We start from the raw sequence: 16,176 nt of genomic DNA on the forward strand, positions 1-16,176 counted from the left end.
ATGCGTGCGGTGCCGTCCGCGCGGTGTCATGCATGCGGTGCCGTGCGTGCGGTGCCGTGCGTGCGGTGTCCTCAGCCTCGCGGTGCGCGGGCCAGCTGGCGGGACTGGGCGACCAGGCGGCCCGCGCTGTCCCACACGTCCGCGTCCTCCTCCAGGAAGCCGCCCGCGAGGTTGCGGGTGGTGATGGAGACCCGGAGCGGCCCCGCAGCCGGGCGGCAGCGGATGTGGGCGGTGAGCTCGATCGTGGGCGTCCAGCCCTTCAGGCCCAGTTCGAACGAGGTGGGCGGCAGCGCGTCCACCGTCAGCAGCAGGGAGAGCGGGTCGGCGTCCCGGCCGTCGGCGAGGGAGAACCAGCCCCTCATCTCCCCCTTGCCCGACGGGGCGCCGACGGCCCAGCCGACCGTCGCCGGGTCGAGCCTGATGTCGAGCCGCTCGGTGATGGCGGAGCTTCCGGGGATCGGCGCGGTGCCGTCGCTCGTGCCCAGGCACCGCTCCAGAGGCGGGAAGGCGGGCGGCTCGGCGGAGGTGCGGACCTCGTCGCTCAGCTGGTCCAGGTCGCCGTAGGTGGCGAGCACCCGGATCCGCTCGACCTCGGTGCCGTCCTCCGCGTACTGGAAGAGGGACGCCTCACCGGTGGACAGGGTGCGGCCGGTGCGGACGACCTGGGTGCGGATCACCGCGGGGCCGGGCACGGAGGCCGTGAGGTAGTGCGCGGAGACGGAGAAGGGGTCGGCGTGCGGGAGCGCCTCGCCGAGCGCCCGGCCGAGCATCGCCAGCAGATAGCCGCCGTTGACGGCGTGGATGATCGTCCAGCCCGCGGAGAGTTCGGCGTCGAAGACCCCCTCCTCGCGGAGCGTGACGGCCGTGTCGCGGTCGAACTCGCTGTCACCGATGGTCGCCTGCGCGTTCTGCCGCGCCTGAGCTGCTGCTGCCTGTGCCATGGGATGCACCGTACACCGACCCTATTACTGAGCGGTAGCTTTTTGCTGTCGTCCCTATGGCGCGCAGGACGAGCGGCGGCCGCCCGGAGCCCGCGCCGCGCACCGGCCGCGGTCCGCCTCCCGCCGCTCACACGCCCGTGGGAACTTCCTCGCCCCTCGCCGAGCGCCGGTTGTAGGCGCGGGGCGCCCGCCAGTGGTAGCGCATGGCCAGCAGGCGCAGCGTGAACGTGGTGATCACCGCGATGCCGCTGGTGTACGCGTTGAGGGTCTCGAACCTGATGCAGAGGACCACCAGCACCGAGCCCACGATGGCGGGTACGGCGTACAGGTCGCGGTCCCAGCGCAGCAGTGAGGGGACCTCGTTGGCCAGGACGTCGCGGAGCACACCGCCCCCGACGGCGGTGGCCAGCCCCAGCGCGGCGGACGAGGTGAGGCCGAGACCGTAGTCGTAGGCCTTGACCGTGCCGGAGACGCAGAAGAGGCCGAGGCCGGCCGCGTCGAAGACGTTCACGGCGACCTGGATGCGTTCCACGTGCGGGTGCAGGAAGAACACCAGGCCCGCCGCGAGCAGCGGGGTGGTGAAGTAGCCGAGGTCCGTGAAGGCGGCCGGCGGGACGGCGCCGATGATCACATCACGGAAGATCCCCCCGCCCAGCGCCGTCACCTCGGCGAGTACCGCGATGCCGAAGACATCGAAGTTCTTGCGTACGGCGAGCAGCGCGCCCGAGATCGCGAAGACGAAGATCCCGACGATGTCGAGCGCATGCTGGACGGAGGGGGTGAAGAGTTCGGTGAGCACCGGGCAATTGTGCCGGTATCACCCCTTCGGTTTGTCCTCCGCCTCCGCGGCCGCGGCCGCTTCGCCGTCGGCGGCGGCCTTACTCCCGGCGCCGTCCCCGGCACCGCCCGCGTCGCCGTCCGTGACGCCGGCCGGTCCGGTGGCCTCTGCGGCCTCTGCGGACCCGGCGGTCTCGGCGGACTCAGGAGTCCCGGCGGCCGGCGCCTTCGCCGTCTCCACCGGCTTCACCGCCTCCACCGGCTTCACCGTGATGCTGTCCGTCACCAGCGGCGCGTCGCCCGGGGCCTGGTCCTCGCCGTTCTCCGGGTGGTGGCACGCCACCTGGTGCCCGGTCTTCAGCTGGAGCAGCGGGGGTTCGGTCGTCTTGCAGACCTGCGTCGCCTTCCAGCACCGGGTGTGGAAGCGGCAGCCGCTCGGCGGCGAGATCGGCGAGGGCACGTCGCCCTTGAGCAGGATGCGCTCGCTCTTCGCCCCGCGCCGGCGCGGGTCCGGCACGGGCACGGCCGACATGAGCGCCTTGGTGTACGGGTGCATGGGCGCCGTGTACAGCGAGTTGCGGTCCGCCAGCTCGACGATCTTGCCGAGGTACATGACCGCGATCCGGTCCGAGACATGGCGGATGACCGAGAGGTCGTGCGCGATGATCATGTAGGTGAGACCGAGCTCGTCCTGGAGGTCGTCCAGCAGGTTGACCACCTGCGCCTGGATCGACACGTCCAGCGCCGAGACCGGTTCGTCCGCGACGACCAGCTTCGGCTTGAGCGCGAGGGCCCGGGCGATACCGATGCGCTGGCGCTGGCCGCCGGAGAACTCGTGCGGATAGCGGTTGTAGTGCTCGGGGTTGAGGCCGACCAGCTCCAGCAGCCGCTGGACCTCCGCCTTCACACCACCCTCGGGCGTGACCCCCTGGAGTTTGAAGGGGGTCGAGACGATCCCGCCGACCGTGTGGCGCGGGTTCAGCGAGCCGTACGGGTCCTGGAAGATCATCTGGATGTCGCGGCGCATCGGCCGCATCTGCCCCGGGGACAGGTGCGTGATGTCGCGGCCCTGGAACTCGACCTTGCCGCCGGTCGGTTCGAGCAGCCGGGTGACCAGCCGGCCCATGGTCGACTTGCCGCAGCCGGACTCGCCGACGACACCCAGGGTCTCCCCGGGGCGGACGTCGAAGGTCAGCCCGTCGACGGCCTGGACCGCACCGACCTTGCGCTTGAGCACGCCCTTGGTGATCGGGAAGTGCTTGGCCAGGCCGGTGACCTTGAGGAGCGGCTCGTCCCCGGACCCGTCCGGCTGCGCCCCGGCGGCCTTCTTCTTCACATCAGTCACAGCTTCGGCGCAATCTCTTCGGTCCAGATCCGTTCCCGCTGCTCGCGCGACATGTGGCACGCGGAGAAGTGGCCGTCGCTGACGAGCCGCAGTTCCGGACGCTCGGTGCGGGTGATGTTGTCCGCGGGGACGTCGGCGTACGGGCAGCGCGGGTGGAAGGCGCAGCCGGACGGGACGTTGATGAGGCTGGGCGGCGAGCCCTTGACCGGGACGAGGCGCTCGGTCTGCTCCCGGTCGATGCGCGGCATCGAGCCGAGCAGTCCCCAGGTGTAGGGGTGCTGGGGCTCGTAGAAGACCTTCTCGGCGCTGCCGCGTTCGATGCAGCGGCCGGCGTACATCACCAGCAGGCTGTCGGCGATCTCCGCGACGACCCCGAGGTCGTGCGTGATCATGACGACCGCGGAGCCGAACTCCTTCTGGAGGTCGCGGATGAGGTCGAGGATCTGCGCCTGGACGGTGACGTCGAGGGCGGTCGTCGGCTCGTCGGCGATCAGCAGCTTCGGGTTGTTGACCAGCGCCATCGCGATCATGGCGCGCTGGCGCATGCCGCCGGAGAACTGGTGCGGGTAGTCGTCGTAACGGCGGTGCGGCTCGGGAATGCCGACCCGGTCGAGCATCTCGACGGCGCGCTTCTTCGCGGTCTTCCTGTCGACCTTGTGGTGGACCCGGTGGGCTTCCACGATCTGCGCGCCGACGCTGTAGTACGGGTGCAGGGCGGACAGGGGGTCCTGGAAGATCATGGCCATCTTCTGGCCGCGCAGCTGCCGTACGCGCTCGGGGCCGGCTCCGATGAGCTCCTCGCCGTCGAGCCAGATCTCACCGTTGATCCGGGCCCGCTCGGAGGTGTGCAGGCCCATGATGCCCAGCGAGGTCACCGACTTGCCGGAGCCGGACTCGCCGACGATACCGAGGGTCTGGCCGGCCTTCAGGTCGAAGCTGACGCCGTCGACGGACTTGACCAGGCCGTCGTCGGTGTCGAAGTGGACGCTGAGGTCGCGTACGGAGAGGAACTCCTTCGCGTCCCCGGACGCGTCCCGGGGGGCGGGGACCGCGCCCGCGGCGGTGTCCGGCGCCGGGGAGCCGTTCTTGTTCACGTCGCTCATGAGAGCCTCACCCGGGGGTCGATCGCGGCGTACACGAGGTCCACCAGCAAGTTGCAGATGACGATGAAGAAGGCGGCGACCAGGGTCACGCCCATCACCTTGGGCAGGTCGGCCTTGATCACCCCTTCGATGGCCATGGCGCCCATGCCCTGGAAGGAGAAGACCCGCTCGGTGATGACCGCGCCGCCGAGCAGCAGCGCGAAGTCCATGCCGAAGATGGTGACGAGCGGGGTGAGGGCGGCACGCAGGCCGTGCCGGACGACCACCTTGCGTTCCTTGAGGCCCTTGGCGCGGGCCGTCCTGATGTAGTCCTCACCCATCGTCTCCAGCATCCCGGCCCGGGTGAGCCGGGCGTAGAGCGCGGAGTAGAGCAGGGCGAGCGTGCACCAGGGGAGCACCAGGGCCGAGGCCCATTCGGCGGGGTTCTCGGTGAACGGGACGTAGTCACCGTTGCCGAAGACCGCCAGCACGACGAGGCCGGTGAAGAACATCGGGAGCGAGACACCGGCGAGGGAGACGCCCATGGCGAGCCGGTCGAAGACCGATCCGCGCTTGAGGGCGGAGACCACACCGGCGGCGACACCGGACAGGACCCAGAGGACCGCCGCGCCGACGGCCAGCGAGAGGGTGACCGGGATGCGGTCGGTGATCTGCGGCCAGATCTCGCTGTGGGTCTTGAAGGAGTAGCCGAAGCACGGGGCGTTGCAGGTGACGGGTTCGGGGCCGAACTGGTAGTCGGCGCCGACGACGATGCCCTTGATGAAGTCCCAGTACTGGATGTAGAGGGGCTGGTCGAGCCCCAGGTTCTTCTTGACCGCGGCGATGACGTCGGGGTCGGGACTCTTGCCGACGTACTGGGCGGCCATCGAGTCGGTGGTCTGCCCGCCGAGACGGGGGACCAGGAAGAAGATCGCGAACGTGACTGCGCTGACCACCAGCAGCAGCAACACCGCGGCGAATACGCGTCGGATGATGTACGCAGCCACAGCCGTGCGGCGCCGGACGGGCGGACGGGGTACGCCCGCCGGCCCGGCGCCTTCACCTGCCTTTCAGGGGATGCTGTCGTTGAACAGGTGTGTTACTTGGTGGAGGTCATCAGCACGTAGTCGTACATGCCGAGGTACGCGTCCGTGACCGTGACGTTCGCCGCGGAGTCCGGGCGGTAGAGCAGGTTCTTGCGGTAGAAGAGCGGCACGACCGAGGCGTTCTCCATGACCTTCTGGTCGACCTCGCCCCACGTGGCGTTGCGCGCCGCGGTGTCGACGGTGCCGATGCCCTTGACGATCAGCTCGTTGATGCCCTTGTCGTCGAGCTCCATCAGGTTGGTGCCGCCGGAGGGCTTGATGGCCGAGCCGTTCACGATCTGGTCGAGGAAGCCGAAGCCGGTCGGCCAGTCGGCGCCCCACGCCATCATCATCATGCCCGCGTTGTTCTTGTGGACCCAGGCCGGGACACCCGCGAAGTCGGTGAAGTACTTGTCCGCCGGGAACTGCTTGATGTCGGCGGTGATGCCGATGGTCTTCAGGCTGTTCTGCAGCTGGGTGGCCGCGGTGATCTCGTCAGGACGGTCCGAACGGGCCGTCAGCGTGGTCTTGAAGCCGTCCGGGTGACCGCACTTGGTCAGGTGCTCCTTGGCCTTGGCGGCGTCACCCTTGTTGCCCTCGGTCGGGTACAGGTCGAACTTCTTGTACCCGGCGACGCTCGGCGGGATGACGGTGGTGGCCGGGTCGCCCTTGACCGAACCGCCGATGGAGTCGACCATGCTGCGCTTGTCGACGATGTACTGGACGGCCTTGCGGCACTCGGCGTTGTCGAACGGCTTCACGTTGACGTTCAGCGCGAGGTACTGCAGGGCACCGGCGTACGGGTTGTCCGTCTTCGCCTTCTCGTCGGCCTTGGCCAGGACCTTCGGCTGGGTCTTGGCCTGGAGGCCCGTGCCGCCGGCGTCGACGGTGATGACGTCGTCGAGCAGGTGGTCGTCGACCGTGGTGGCGTTGACGTTGAACTTGAGGTCGATCTTGTCCGGGAGCGCCTTGCGGATCGGGTCCGAGGCCGCGTCCCACTCCGGGTTGCGGACCAGGGTCGCGCCCTTGCTCTCGTCGTACGCCTCGAACTTGTACGGGCCCGAGGAGACGATGTTCTGGACGTAGGAGGCGCCCTTGTCGGCCTTCGCCGGGACCGGTGCGGTCTGCGAGAAGGTCGCGAGGTAGTCCATGTCCGCGAACGGCTTGTTGAGGTGGAAGACGATCGTGTGGTCGTCCGGCGTCTCGATGGACTTCAGGCCCTCGGGCGACTTGTCCTTGTAGGGGCCCTTGTACTTGTCGCCGCCCTCGAGGTACGCCTTGAAGTACGTCGGGCCGTTGGACAGGGCCTCCGGCGCGAAGTTGGAGCGCTCGATGGCGTACTTGACGTCCTTCGAGGTGACCTCGGTGCCGTCCTCGAACTTCACGCCCTTGCGGAGCGTGTACGTCCAGGTCTTGGCGTCGGCGCTGCCCTTGCCCAGGTCGGTGGCGAGGTCGGGGACCAGCTCCAGGCTCTCCTTGCCGGCGGCCGGCTTGAAGGTCACCAGGGTGCGGCCGTACAGGCGGGAGAAGTTCTGCACCCAGCCGTAGTAGGTGTTGCCCGGGTCCAGGGAGTCGGGACCGCTGGAGTGCTCCAGGGAGAGCGTCCCGCCCTTCTTGTCCGTCTTGTTGACGATGGTCTTCAGAGCCGCGTCGGCCGCGGCGCCGTTACCGCCGCCCGAGCTGTTCTTGTCCGAGTCGCCGCCGCTGCAGGCGGAGGCGCCGAGCGACACCGCCACGGCCACGGCTATCGCTGCGGCTGTCTTTCTGTTTCGCATGCTGAGGAAAGCCCCCTCGTTCGTCCGGTGCGGCAGGGCCGCGATTACTTGCCACGAGGGTCGAGTGCGTCGCGCAGCCCGTCCCCCAGCAGATTGAAGGCCAGCACGGTGACGAAGATCGCCATGCCGGGGATGACCATGAACATCGGGTCCACCTCGTAGAGGTCGACCGCCTGCGTGAGCATGCCGCCCCACGAGGCCTGCGGCGGCGCGATACCGACACCGAGGAAGGACAGGGACGCCTCGAAGAGGATGTTCGTGGGGATCAGGAGCGTCGCGTAGACCAGGATCGGCGCGATCAGGTTCGGCAGCAGCTCCCGGAAGAGGATGAACGGCCCGCGGGCGCCCAGGGAACGGGCCGCCTCGACGAACTCCCTCTCACGCAGCGACAGGGTCTGCGCGCGGACGATGCGTCCGATGTAGGGCCAGCTGAAGAAGCCGATGACGAAGATGAGGACCGCGATGCGCAGCGTGAGCCCCTCCATCCCGAAGGCCTCGCCCTGGAGGGAGGCGGAGATGGAGATCGCGAAAAGCAGGAGCGGGAAGGCCAGGAAGGTGTCCATCATCCGGCTGATGAAGCTGTCCACCCAGCCGCCGTAGAACCCGGCCACGACACCCATGACCACGCCGATGACGACGGAGAGCAGCGTGGAGCCGACGGCCACGACCAGGGAGACCCAGGAGCCTTCCAGGATGCGGGCGAAGATGTCACGGCCGGTCTGGGGCTCCACGCCGAAGGGGTGGTCCCAGCTGATGCCGCCGAAGTCGCCCTTGGGCGCCAGCATGACGGGGTCGACCAGGTCCTGGTTGAAGGCGTTGGGGTCGAGTCCGAGCAGCGCCTGGATGGGCTTGGAGAGCACCGCCGTGAGGATCAGCAGCACGACCACGACGCCGCCCGCCATCGCGCCCTTGTCCCGCTTGAACCGGGTCCAGGCGATGCGGCCCAGGGAGCGGCCCTCGATCTCCTTGCGCCCGGCGCCCTCCAGCACCGCTTCGGGCCGCGCATCTGCCCCGGTGGTCTCGATAGGTGCCGTCATTGCGCTGGAGACCCCTCTCGGCCGGCGGTTGGCCGGCCCGTGACCGCCGCTGTAGCGGCTCGTACAAACACATGGCACAGGTGGTGGTGCCACGGCGAACGGCCCCTGTTTGAAAGGGGCATGACTCGGGCAGGGACCACCTGCTGGGGGGAGTCTTCAGCGTGGGCGTGACCACCCGCCAGACCTGGCGGGGAATGTTTGCTCAAACGTGATGCTGTCTGCGGCATTCCGTTATCCGGACAACCGGTCTCGCCGAGCGGACGACTCGGCCGCTAGTCCCCGATACCGGACATGCGCCCCAACTCATCGCATGCAAGGAGGGATTGCCCTCCCGCACGCCTGCCGGGGAGGGCTCCGCGTGACGTTTCCTCAGTACGCGCGCGGCACCGGCGGGTAGCCGTAGCCGGGTGCGGAGGCGGGCGGCGGGCCCGCGGGGGCCGCGTGGGCCTCGCGGTCGTAGAAGGGCCGGGCGTTCGCACGCAGCCACATCGCGACCGGGTCGTACTCGTCGGACATGGAGACCGTGGAGACGGGCAGCCCGTCGGGGACGGCGCCCACGGACTGCCGCATCATCGCGCGGGCCGCGTCCACGGACGGGCGGCCCGTGTCGTAGAGGTCGAGGCCGATCGCGAGGTACGGGACGCCGAGCGCGGGCTGCACCCAGGCGCGGCGCAGCGAGCGGATCGCGGGGGTGCGGTGAGCGTTCTGCGACAGCAGGGCGTAGAACTGCGGGATCTCGACGGCCGGTTCGGAGACCCGCAGCGGGCCCGCGGGCATCCGTTCGAGGCCGGTGGCGATCCGGCGCAGGTCCAGCCAGGGGATGCCGACCCCGCCGCCGGGGGCGTGCGGGTTGAGCCAGATGCCCCAGCGGTCCGGGAAGAGCACGCGGGCGATGTCCCGGCCGGTGATCAGCTCGTGCGCCCTGCTCCAGCCGCTGGCCGAGAGTTCCTGGGCGGAGGTCACACAGGGGGCGTAGCCGAGGCCTTCGACCTGCATGTTGCCGTACTGGGCGTCCGGCGAGCCCGCCGTGCCGTGCCAGAGCAGCATCCACACCTGGCCGCCGGCCAAGGCCCGCAGCAGCGCCTCGTACGCGTCGAGCCGCCCGGGGGTCACTTGACGCAGCATGTGCTCGACCTGCCCGGCCGCCGCCGTGCCCGACGCACTCACCCTGGGTCCCGCCCCTCTTCGGTCCGTGTGCCGGGCCGTCCCGCCCGCGTCACGGTGCTGTGGTGTCGCTCCGGGCACACGGGGCGACCTCGTCATCAAACCAGCTTATGCGCCCCCTACGACACCTTCCCGGCGTCACGGCGGCGCGTCCTCGGCGCCGGCGGCGCGTCCTCAGTACTCCTCGCGCCGGTAGAACGGCCGCACCTTCCCCAGCATCCAGTCGCCGACGGGGTCCTGGGCCACGTCGAGCAGCACGAGGTTGACCGGCCAGGGCACCTGGACCCGGCCCAGGGCCCGGCCCAGGGCCTCCATCGGGACGCTCTGGCCCGCGCCGTCCCGGGCGGCGGACTCGACGCCCACGAAGAGGACGGGCTCGCCGCCCTCGATACTGGCCAGGGTCCGGCGGGCGGTGGAGACGACCCCGGTGGCGTGGAACTCGGCGGCCACCACCGAGAGGAAGTCGACGGGGTCCTCCTTCCAGTCCGGTTCGTACAGCCGCACCCGGCCGCCGCCGGCGGGCCCGTCCAGCGCGGTGCGCCCGGTGCGGCAGAGGTCGGCGACGGCGGCCGGCGGCAGCGGGAGGCCGACCGCGCCGCCCGGGTTGACCGCGATGCCGAGCTGCGGGGGCAGGCCCCGGGCGAACTCCCGGGCGGGGGCGACGGCGAAGGGCAGGCCGGGGGCCGTGCAGGCCAGGAACTGGGCCTCGGAGCTGAACACGGGGACGTACGCGGCACCGTCGAGCTCGACCGTCGGCAGGTCCAGGTCGGGGCTGTCGGGTCCGCCGCCGTTCGGCAGGGGGACCCAGACCGGGCTGCGGCCGAGCACCTCGACGAGCCGGCCGCCCGCGTCGGGTACGCCCACCGACGCGGCCAGTACCTCTTCGAGCTCGTTGGCCGGCCAGCCCTGCTGCGGATGCGCCTGCACCGGAATGTCCACGTCTTCCCAGTCCCTCTCTCGCCGAGCCGTGCGGCAGAAACCTTAGACGGAGGGGCGGCGGCGCGCCGCCGCCCCTCCGCCCGGCGGGACCGGTCCGGCGTACCGTCCGGATGCCGGACGGCCGGACGGACACCTTCCGGATGTGCGTCCGCGAAGTACATGTATGAGGAATGGATACGGGGCGCGGGCACACGGCCCCGCCCCGGGGCGTCCCGTCCTGGGGCGTCCCGTCCTGGGGCGTCCCGCCCCCGCCCCCCGCGCCTACCCCCCGGTGAAGGTGATCCGCTCGATCCTCCCCGCCGCCTCGCGGTCGAGCAGCACGGCCGAGGCGCAGCCCGGCAGCAGCAGTCCGCCTTCGGCGTCCCGCAGCAGCCGGCCGACGGCGCGCCGGTGCCGGGCGAAGGCGTATCCGGAGACGCCGCGCCCGCGCTCGCGCTGGCCCTCCCTGGCCACCGCGGGGGTGACGTCGAGCAGCACGAGGTGCAGGGCCCGGCCCCGGCGGACGGCGTCCCGTGCCAGCCAGCGGCGCACCCAGGACTGCGTACCGCAGTCGTGCACCACCACGGAGCCCCCCGAGCGCAGCGACCGCCGCAGCCCGAGGTAGTGCGCCGCCCGCACGAGGGGGCGGTAGAGGGCGTACGGGAGTAAGCGGGGCATCCGGGCCGCCCAGCGGTCCCGGGTGTCCTGGGAGTCGACGGCGCGTCCCTGGACCGCGCGCGTGATCAGGGTCGACTTCCCGCTGCCCGGCAGCCCCGAGACCACCACCACGTCACCGGGCGCGAAGACCAGCTCCGAAGGCCCGGGGCCGCCGCCCCGCAGGTCGCGCACCGCCCGGGCGGGCGCCCCGTCCAGGCTCTCGCGGGCGGGCGCGCCCGGCTGCGCGGGCATCGCGTCGTGTGCGGCCCCTGTGGCCGTCGCGTGTGGCCGCAACGTCATCGCCGTCCCCCTGCATTCGTCACCACACCTGGTCTGCCCAAGAAGTGTAAAGAAAAGGTAATGCGGCCGGGGCGCTCCGGACGGGACGCGGGCCGCACGTGTCGCCCGCCCCGGTCCGTCCGCCGCCCGCCCGGACGGCTCCGGCCCCACTCTCCCCCACGGCGTGCGATGATGACCCCGCCAATTGCATACCGGCCGTTTGAATCCGCGCGGGAGAGTCCCGGTCACCGTGTGCGCCGGGCGCCGAAGGAGCAAGTTCCTCCCTTGAATCTCTCAGGCCCCGTACCGCGTGGATGAGGCAGATCTGAAAAGCGGGCCGCCCTGCGGCTCCACCCAAGGTGCAAGCCGACCCCTTTCAGGGGCTTGCGGCGAACCTCTCAGGTTCCGATGACAGATGGGGAGGGACCGCCCTTTGCCGTCATGCCCTGGAGCCGTACCCATGAGCACCGACCCCCGCCCCGCCGCCCTCCCCGAAGGCGCCGCGCACCAGAGCCCTCTCCACGCGCTGCACCGTTCGCTGGGCGCGACCATGACCGACTTCGCCGGCTGGGACATGCCCCTGCGGTACGCCAGCGAGCGCGACGAGCACAACGCCGTACGCACCCGGGCCGGCCTCTTCGACCTCTCCCACATGGGTGAGATCACCGTCACCGGGCCGCAGGCCGCGGCCTTCCTGAACCACGCGCTGGTGGGCAACATCGCCACGGTCGCCGTCGGCCGGGCCCGCTACACGATGATCGTCGCGGAGGACGGCGGCATCCTGGACGACCTGATCGTCTACCGCCTGGGTGAGACCGAGTACATGGTCGTCGCCAACGCGGGCAACGCCCCGCTGGTCCTGGACACCCTCACCGGGCGCTCGGCCGGCTTCGACGCCGAGGTGCGTGACGACCGGGACGCCTACGCGCTGCTCGCCGTCCAGGGCCCCGCCTCCCCCGCCGTGCTGAAGGCCGTCACCGACGCCGATCTGGACAGCCTGAAGTACTACGCCGGCCTGCCGGGCACGGTCGCGGGGGTCCCCGCGCTCATCGCCCGTACCGGCTACACCGGCGAGGACGGCTTCGAGCTGTTCGTCGCCCCCGCGCACGCCGAGCGGCTGTGGCAGGCCCTCACCGAGGCGGGCGCCCCGCACGGCCTGGTCCCGTGCGGCCTCTCCTGCCGGGACACGCTGCGCCTGGAGGCGGGCATGCCGCTGTACGGCCATGAGCTGACCGCCGCCCTGACCCCGTTCGACGCCGGTCTCGGCCGGGTGGTGAAGTTCGAGAAGGAGGGCGACTTCACCGGCCGCGAGGCGCTGCGCGCGGCTGCCGCGCGTGCCGAGTCGGCCCCGCCCCGCAAGCTGGTCGGCCTGGTCGCCGAGGGCCGCCGGGTGCCGCGGGCCGGTTTCCCGGTCGTGGCCGAGGACGGCCGGGTGATCGGCGAGGTCACCTCGGGCGCCCCCTCCCCCACCCTGGGCAGGCCGATCGCCATGGCGTACGTCGACACCGCCTACGCGGCGCCCGGTACGGCCGGGGTCGCCGTGGACATCCGGGGCACGCACGAGCCCTACGAGGTCGTCGCGCTGCCTTTCTACAAGCGCGAGAAGTAACCGGCGGCGGCACCCCGGGCCGGTCCGCGCCCCGGGCGCGGCAGGCACCGGGCCCCGCCACGGCGGCCCGGACGCCCGGACGTGACGCAGTCCTGTCTCACGCCTCAAGACCACCGTTCACCAGCACTCCCCCGCGTACAGGAGAATTCAGACCATGAGCAACCCCCAGCAGCTGCGGTACAGCAAGGAGCACGAGTGGCTGTCGGCCGCCGAGGACGGCGTGGCCACCGTCGGTATCACCGAGTACGCGGCCAACGCGCTCGGTGACGTCGTCTACGCCCAGCTCCCGGCGGTCGGTGACACGGTGACCGCGGGTGAGACCTGCGGTGAGCTGGAGTCGACCAAGTCGGTCAGCGACCTGTACTCCCCGGTGACCGGCGAGGTGACCGCGGCCAACCAGGACGTCGTGGACGACCCGTCGCTGGTGAACTCCGCCCCCTTCGAGGGCGGCTGGCTGTTCAAGGTGCGCGTCACGGAGGAGCCGGACGACCTGCTCTCCGCCGACGGGTACACCGAGTTCTCCGGCAACTAAAGACCCCAAGGGACCACCTGATGTCGCTTCTCAACTCCTCCCTCCACGAGCTGGACCCGGACGTCGCCGCCGCCGTCGACGCCGAGCTCCACCGCCAGCAGTCCACCCTCGAGATGATCGCGTCGGAGAACTTCGCTCCGGCCGCCGTCATGGAGGCCCAGGGCTCCGTCCTCACCAACAAGTACGCCGAGGGCTACCCGGGCCGCCGCTACTACGGCGGCTGCGAGCACGTCGACGTGGTCGAGCAGATCGCGATCGACCGCATCAAGGCGCTCTTCGGCGCCGAGGCCGCGAACGTCCAGCCGCACTCCGGTGCGCAGGCGAACGCCGCCGCGATGTTCGCGCTGCTGAAGCCGGGCGACACGATCATGGGCCTCAACCTCGCCCACGGCGGTCACCTGACCCACGGCATGAAGATCAACTTCTCCGGCAAGCTGTACAACGTGGTCCCGTACCACGTCGACGACACCGGCGTCGTGGACATGGCCGAGGTCGAGCGCCTGGCCAAGGAGTCGAAGCCGCAGCTGATCGTGGCCGGCTGGTCGGCCTACCCGCGTCAGCTGGACTTCGCCGCCTTCCGCCGTATCGCGGACGAGGTCGGCGCGTACCTGATGGTGGACATGGCGCACTTCGCCGGCCTGGTGGCCGCGGGCCTGCACCCCAACCCGGTGCCGCACGCCCACGTCGTCACCACGACCACGCACAAGACCCTGGGCGGTCCGCGCGGTGGTGTCATCCTGTCGACGCAGGAGCTCGCCAAGAAGATCAACTCCGCGGTCTTCCCCGGTCAGCAGGGCGGCCCGCTGGAGCACGTGATCGCGGCCAAGGCGGTCTCGTTCAAGGTCGCGGCGACCGAGGAGTTCAAGGAGCGCCAGCAGCGCACCCTGGACGGCGCCCGCATCCTCGCCGAGCGCCTGGTGCAGCCGGACGTCACCGAGGCGGGTGTCTCCGTGCTGTCCGGCGGCACGGACGTGCACCTGGTCCTGGTCGACCTGCGCGACTCGGAGCTGGACGGCCAGCAGGCCGAGGACCGGCTCCACGAGATCGGCATCACGGTCAACCGCAACGCCGTCCCGAACGACCCGCGCCCGCCGATGGTCACCTCGGGCCTGCGCATCGGTACGCCGGCGCTGGCCACCCGCGGCTTCGGCGCGGAGGAGTTCACCGAGGTCGCGGAGATCATCGCCGCCGCCCTCAAGCCGTCCTACGACGCCGGGGCCCTGAAGGCCCGGGTGACGGCGCTGGCCGAGAAGTTCCCGCTGTACCCCGGCCTGAAGTAGGCCCCGGCCGGAACCAGGCCCTTCGGCCCGGTTCCGGGCGGTTCGCACGACCGGTGGGGGCACCGCGCACACTGAACAGTGGGCACGGTGCCCCCGCCCCTTGCCCCCGCACGGCCGGCCCGGGAGACCCCCGGCGCGGCCCGCGGCACCACCCCGGCCCGGACACCCCCGGTGCCCGGCCCGCACCACCCGGCGGACAACGGCGTCCACCAACCCTTTAGGAGTCCCCCCGTGGCCATCTCGGTCTTCGACCTCTTCTCGGTCGGCATCGGCCCGTCCAGCTCCCACACCGTCGGCCCGATGCGCGCGGCGCGCATGTTCGCCCGCCGCCTCAAGAACGAGGGCCTGCTGGCCCACACCGCTTCCGTACGCGCGGAGCTGTACGGCTCGCTCGGCGCGACGGGCCACGGCCACGGCACCCCGAAGGCGGTCCTGCTCGGCCTGGAGGGCGCCTCGCCCCGCACGGTCGACGTGGAGGGCGCCGACGCCCGCGTCGAGGCGATCCGGGCCTCGGGGCGCCTCGCCCTGCTCGGCATGCACGAGATCGCCTTCGACGCCGACGAGCAACTGGTCCTGCACCGCCGCACGGCACTCCCGTACCACGCCAACGGCATGACCCTGTGGGCGTACGACCGCGAGGGCGCGCCGCTCCTGGAGAAGACCTACTACTCGGTGGGCGGCGGTTTCGTCGTGGACGAGGACGCGGTCGAGGGCGAGAACCCGATCGTCCCGGACGACACGGTGCTGCGGCACCCCTTCCGCACCGGCGACGAGCTGCTGCGGCGGGCGCGCGAGACGGGCCTGTCGATCTCCTCCCTGATGCTGGAGAACGAGAAGGCCTGGCGGACCGAGGAGGAGATCCGCGCGGGCCTCCTGGAGATCTGGCGCGTCATGCAGGCCTGCGTGGCCCGCGGCATGTCCCGCGAGGGCATCCTGCCGGGCGGCCTCAAGGTCCGCCGCCGCGCCGCGAACTCGGCCCGCCAGCTGCGTGCGGAGGGCGACCCCCAGACCCACGCGATGGAGTGGATCACCCTCTACGCGATGGCCGTCAACGAGGAGAACGCGGCGGGCGGCCGGGTGGTGACCGCGCCGACGAACGGCGCGGCCGGCATCATCCCGGCGGTGCTGCACTACTACATGAACTTCGCGGCGGGCGGCTGCACGGAGGCGGAGAAGGACGACGGCGTCGTCCGCTTCCTGCTGGCCGCCGGTGCCATCGGCATGCTCTTCAAGGAGAACGCCTCCATCTCCGGCGCCGAGGTCGGCTGCCAGGGCGAGGTCGGCTCGGCCTGCTCGATGGCGGCGGGCGCGCTGGCCGAGGTCCTGGGCGGCTCCCCGGAGCAGGTGGAGAACGCCGCCGAGATCGGTATGGAGCACAACCTCGGCCTGACCTGCGACCCGGTGGGGGGCCTGGTCCAGATCCCCTGCATCGAGCGCAACGGCATGGCGGCGGTGAAGGCGGTCACGGCCGCCAGGATGGCGCTGCGGGGCGACGGCAGCCACATGGTCTCCCTCGACAAGGTCATCAAGACCATGAAGGAGACGGGCGCGGACATGTCCGTGAAGTACAAGGAGACGGCCCGGGGCGGGCTCGCGGTGAACATCATCGAGTGCTGAGGTCCGGGTGCCGGGCCCGCCGTGGCGGCACCCGCCCGCAGGCACCCGCCCGCAGGCACCCGCCCGCAGGCTCCCGCC

14 protein-coding genes and 1 riboswitch are annotated in these 16,176 nt (G+C 71.2%); of the genes, 4 read left to right on the forward strand and 10 right to left on the reverse strand.

Annotation, left to right across the window (positions count from 1 at the left end):
- Window positions 1-71: 71 nt before the first annotated feature.
- From CP967_RS09425 to CP967_RS09470, 10 genes are all read right to left on the reverse strand, one after another.
- Window positions 72-941 (reverse strand): thioesterase family protein, encoded by an 870-nt coding sequence (locus CP967_RS09425; protein WP_150487537.1) that lies wholly within the window; start codon window positions 939-941, stop codon window positions 72-74.
- A 127-nt stretch (window positions 942-1,068) separates the two neighbouring features.
- Entirely contained in the window at window positions 1,069-1,740 is a 672-nt protein-coding gene (locus CP967_RS09430; RefSeq protein ID WP_150487538.1) for a trimeric intracellular cation channel family protein, read from the reverse strand.
- 18 nt (window positions 1,741-1,758) lie between these two features.
- Complete coding sequence (locus CP967_RS09435) at window positions 1,759-3,063, reverse strand: ABC transporter ATP-binding protein (protein WP_150487539.1); 1,305 nt, start codon at window positions 3,061-3,063, stop codon at window positions 1,759-1,761.
- Window positions 3,060-4,166 (reverse strand): ABC transporter ATP-binding protein, encoded by a 1,107-nt coding sequence (locus tag CP967_RS09440; protein WP_150487540.1) that lies wholly within the window; start codon window positions 4,164-4,166, stop codon window positions 3,060-3,062. The genes CP967_RS09435 and CP967_RS09440 overlap by 4 nt, the downstream gene beginning before the upstream one ends.
- A complete protein-coding gene (locus CP967_RS09445) occupies window positions 4,163-5,152 on the reverse strand; it encodes an ABC transporter permease (protein WP_167535355.1) in 990 nt (329 codons plus the stop codon). The genes CP967_RS09440 and CP967_RS09445 overlap by 4 nt, the downstream gene beginning before the upstream one ends.
- A gap of 92 nt (window positions 5,153-5,244) precedes the next feature.
- Window positions 5,245-7,005 (reverse strand): ABC transporter substrate-binding protein, encoded by a 1,761-nt coding sequence (locus tag CP967_RS09450; RefSeq protein ID WP_150487541.1) that lies wholly within the window; start codon window positions 7,003-7,005, stop codon window positions 5,245-5,247.
- 44 nt (window positions 7,006-7,049) lie between these two features.
- Window positions 7,050-8,042, reverse strand: coding sequence for an ABC transporter permease (locus tag CP967_RS09455; RefSeq protein WP_150487542.1), 993 nt, complete (start codon window positions 8,040-8,042; stop codon window positions 7,050-7,052).
- 369 nt (window positions 8,043-8,411) lie between these two features.
- Complete coding sequence (locus CP967_RS09460) at window positions 8,412-9,167, reverse strand: enhanced serine sensitivity protein SseB C-terminal domain-containing protein (RefSeq protein ID WP_190174980.1); 756 nt, start codon at window positions 9,165-9,167, stop codon at window positions 8,412-8,414.
- 213 nt (window positions 9,168-9,380) lie between these two features.
- On the reverse strand, window positions 9,381-10,145 hold the full coding sequence (locus CP967_RS09465; RefSeq protein WP_150487544.1) for an enhanced serine sensitivity protein SseB: 765 nt from the start codon (window positions 10,143-10,145) through the stop codon (window positions 9,381-9,383).
- Between the two features lie 261 nt (window positions 10,146-10,406).
- Window positions 10,407-11,081 carry an AAA family ATPase gene (locus CP967_RS09470; RefSeq protein WP_150487545.1) on the reverse strand — a complete coding sequence of 225 codons (675 nt, stop codon included), beginning with the start codon at window positions 11,079-11,081 and terminating at the stop codon, window positions 10,407-10,409.
- A 200-nt stretch (window positions 11,082-11,281) separates the two neighbouring features.
- A riboswitch (glycine riboswitch) is annotated at window positions 11,282-11,379 on the forward strand.
- A gap of 141 nt (window positions 11,380-11,520) precedes the next feature.
- On the opposite strand from CP967_RS09470, the gene gcvT reads away from it, so the two are divergent.
- The 4 genes from gcvT to CP967_RS09490 all read left to right on the forward strand — a co-directional run bounded on the left by gcvT (window position 11,521) and on the right by CP967_RS09490 (window position 16,098).
- Window positions 11,521-12,669, forward strand: a complete 1,149-nt coding sequence (gcvT, locus tag CP967_RS09475) for a glycine cleavage system aminomethyltransferase GcvT (RefSeq protein WP_150487546.1) — start codon at window positions 11,521-11,523, stop codon at window positions 12,667-12,669.
- A gap of 154 nt (window positions 12,670-12,823) precedes the next feature.
- Window positions 12,824-13,201, forward strand: a complete 378-nt coding sequence (gcvH, locus tag CP967_RS09480) for a glycine cleavage system protein GcvH (protein ID WP_150487547.1) — start codon at window positions 12,824-12,826, stop codon at window positions 13,199-13,201.
- 20 nt (window positions 13,202-13,221) lie between these two features.
- Entirely contained in the window at window positions 13,222-14,481 is a 1,260-nt protein-coding gene (gene glyA / locus CP967_RS09485) for a serine hydroxymethyltransferase (protein WP_150487548.1), read from the forward strand.
- Window positions 14,482-14,712: 231 nt separating this feature from the next.
- Window positions 14,713-16,098, forward strand: a complete 1,386-nt coding sequence (locus tag CP967_RS09490) for an L-serine ammonia-lyase (RefSeq protein ID WP_150487549.1) — start codon at window positions 14,713-14,715, stop codon at window positions 16,096-16,098.
- Window positions 16,099-16,176: the final 78 nt, after the last annotated feature.

It is taken from the genome of Streptomyces nitrosporeus (assembly GCF_008704555.1).
GTDB lineage: Bacteria > Actinomycetota > Actinomycetes > Streptomycetales > Streptomycetaceae > Streptomyces > Streptomyces nitrosporeus.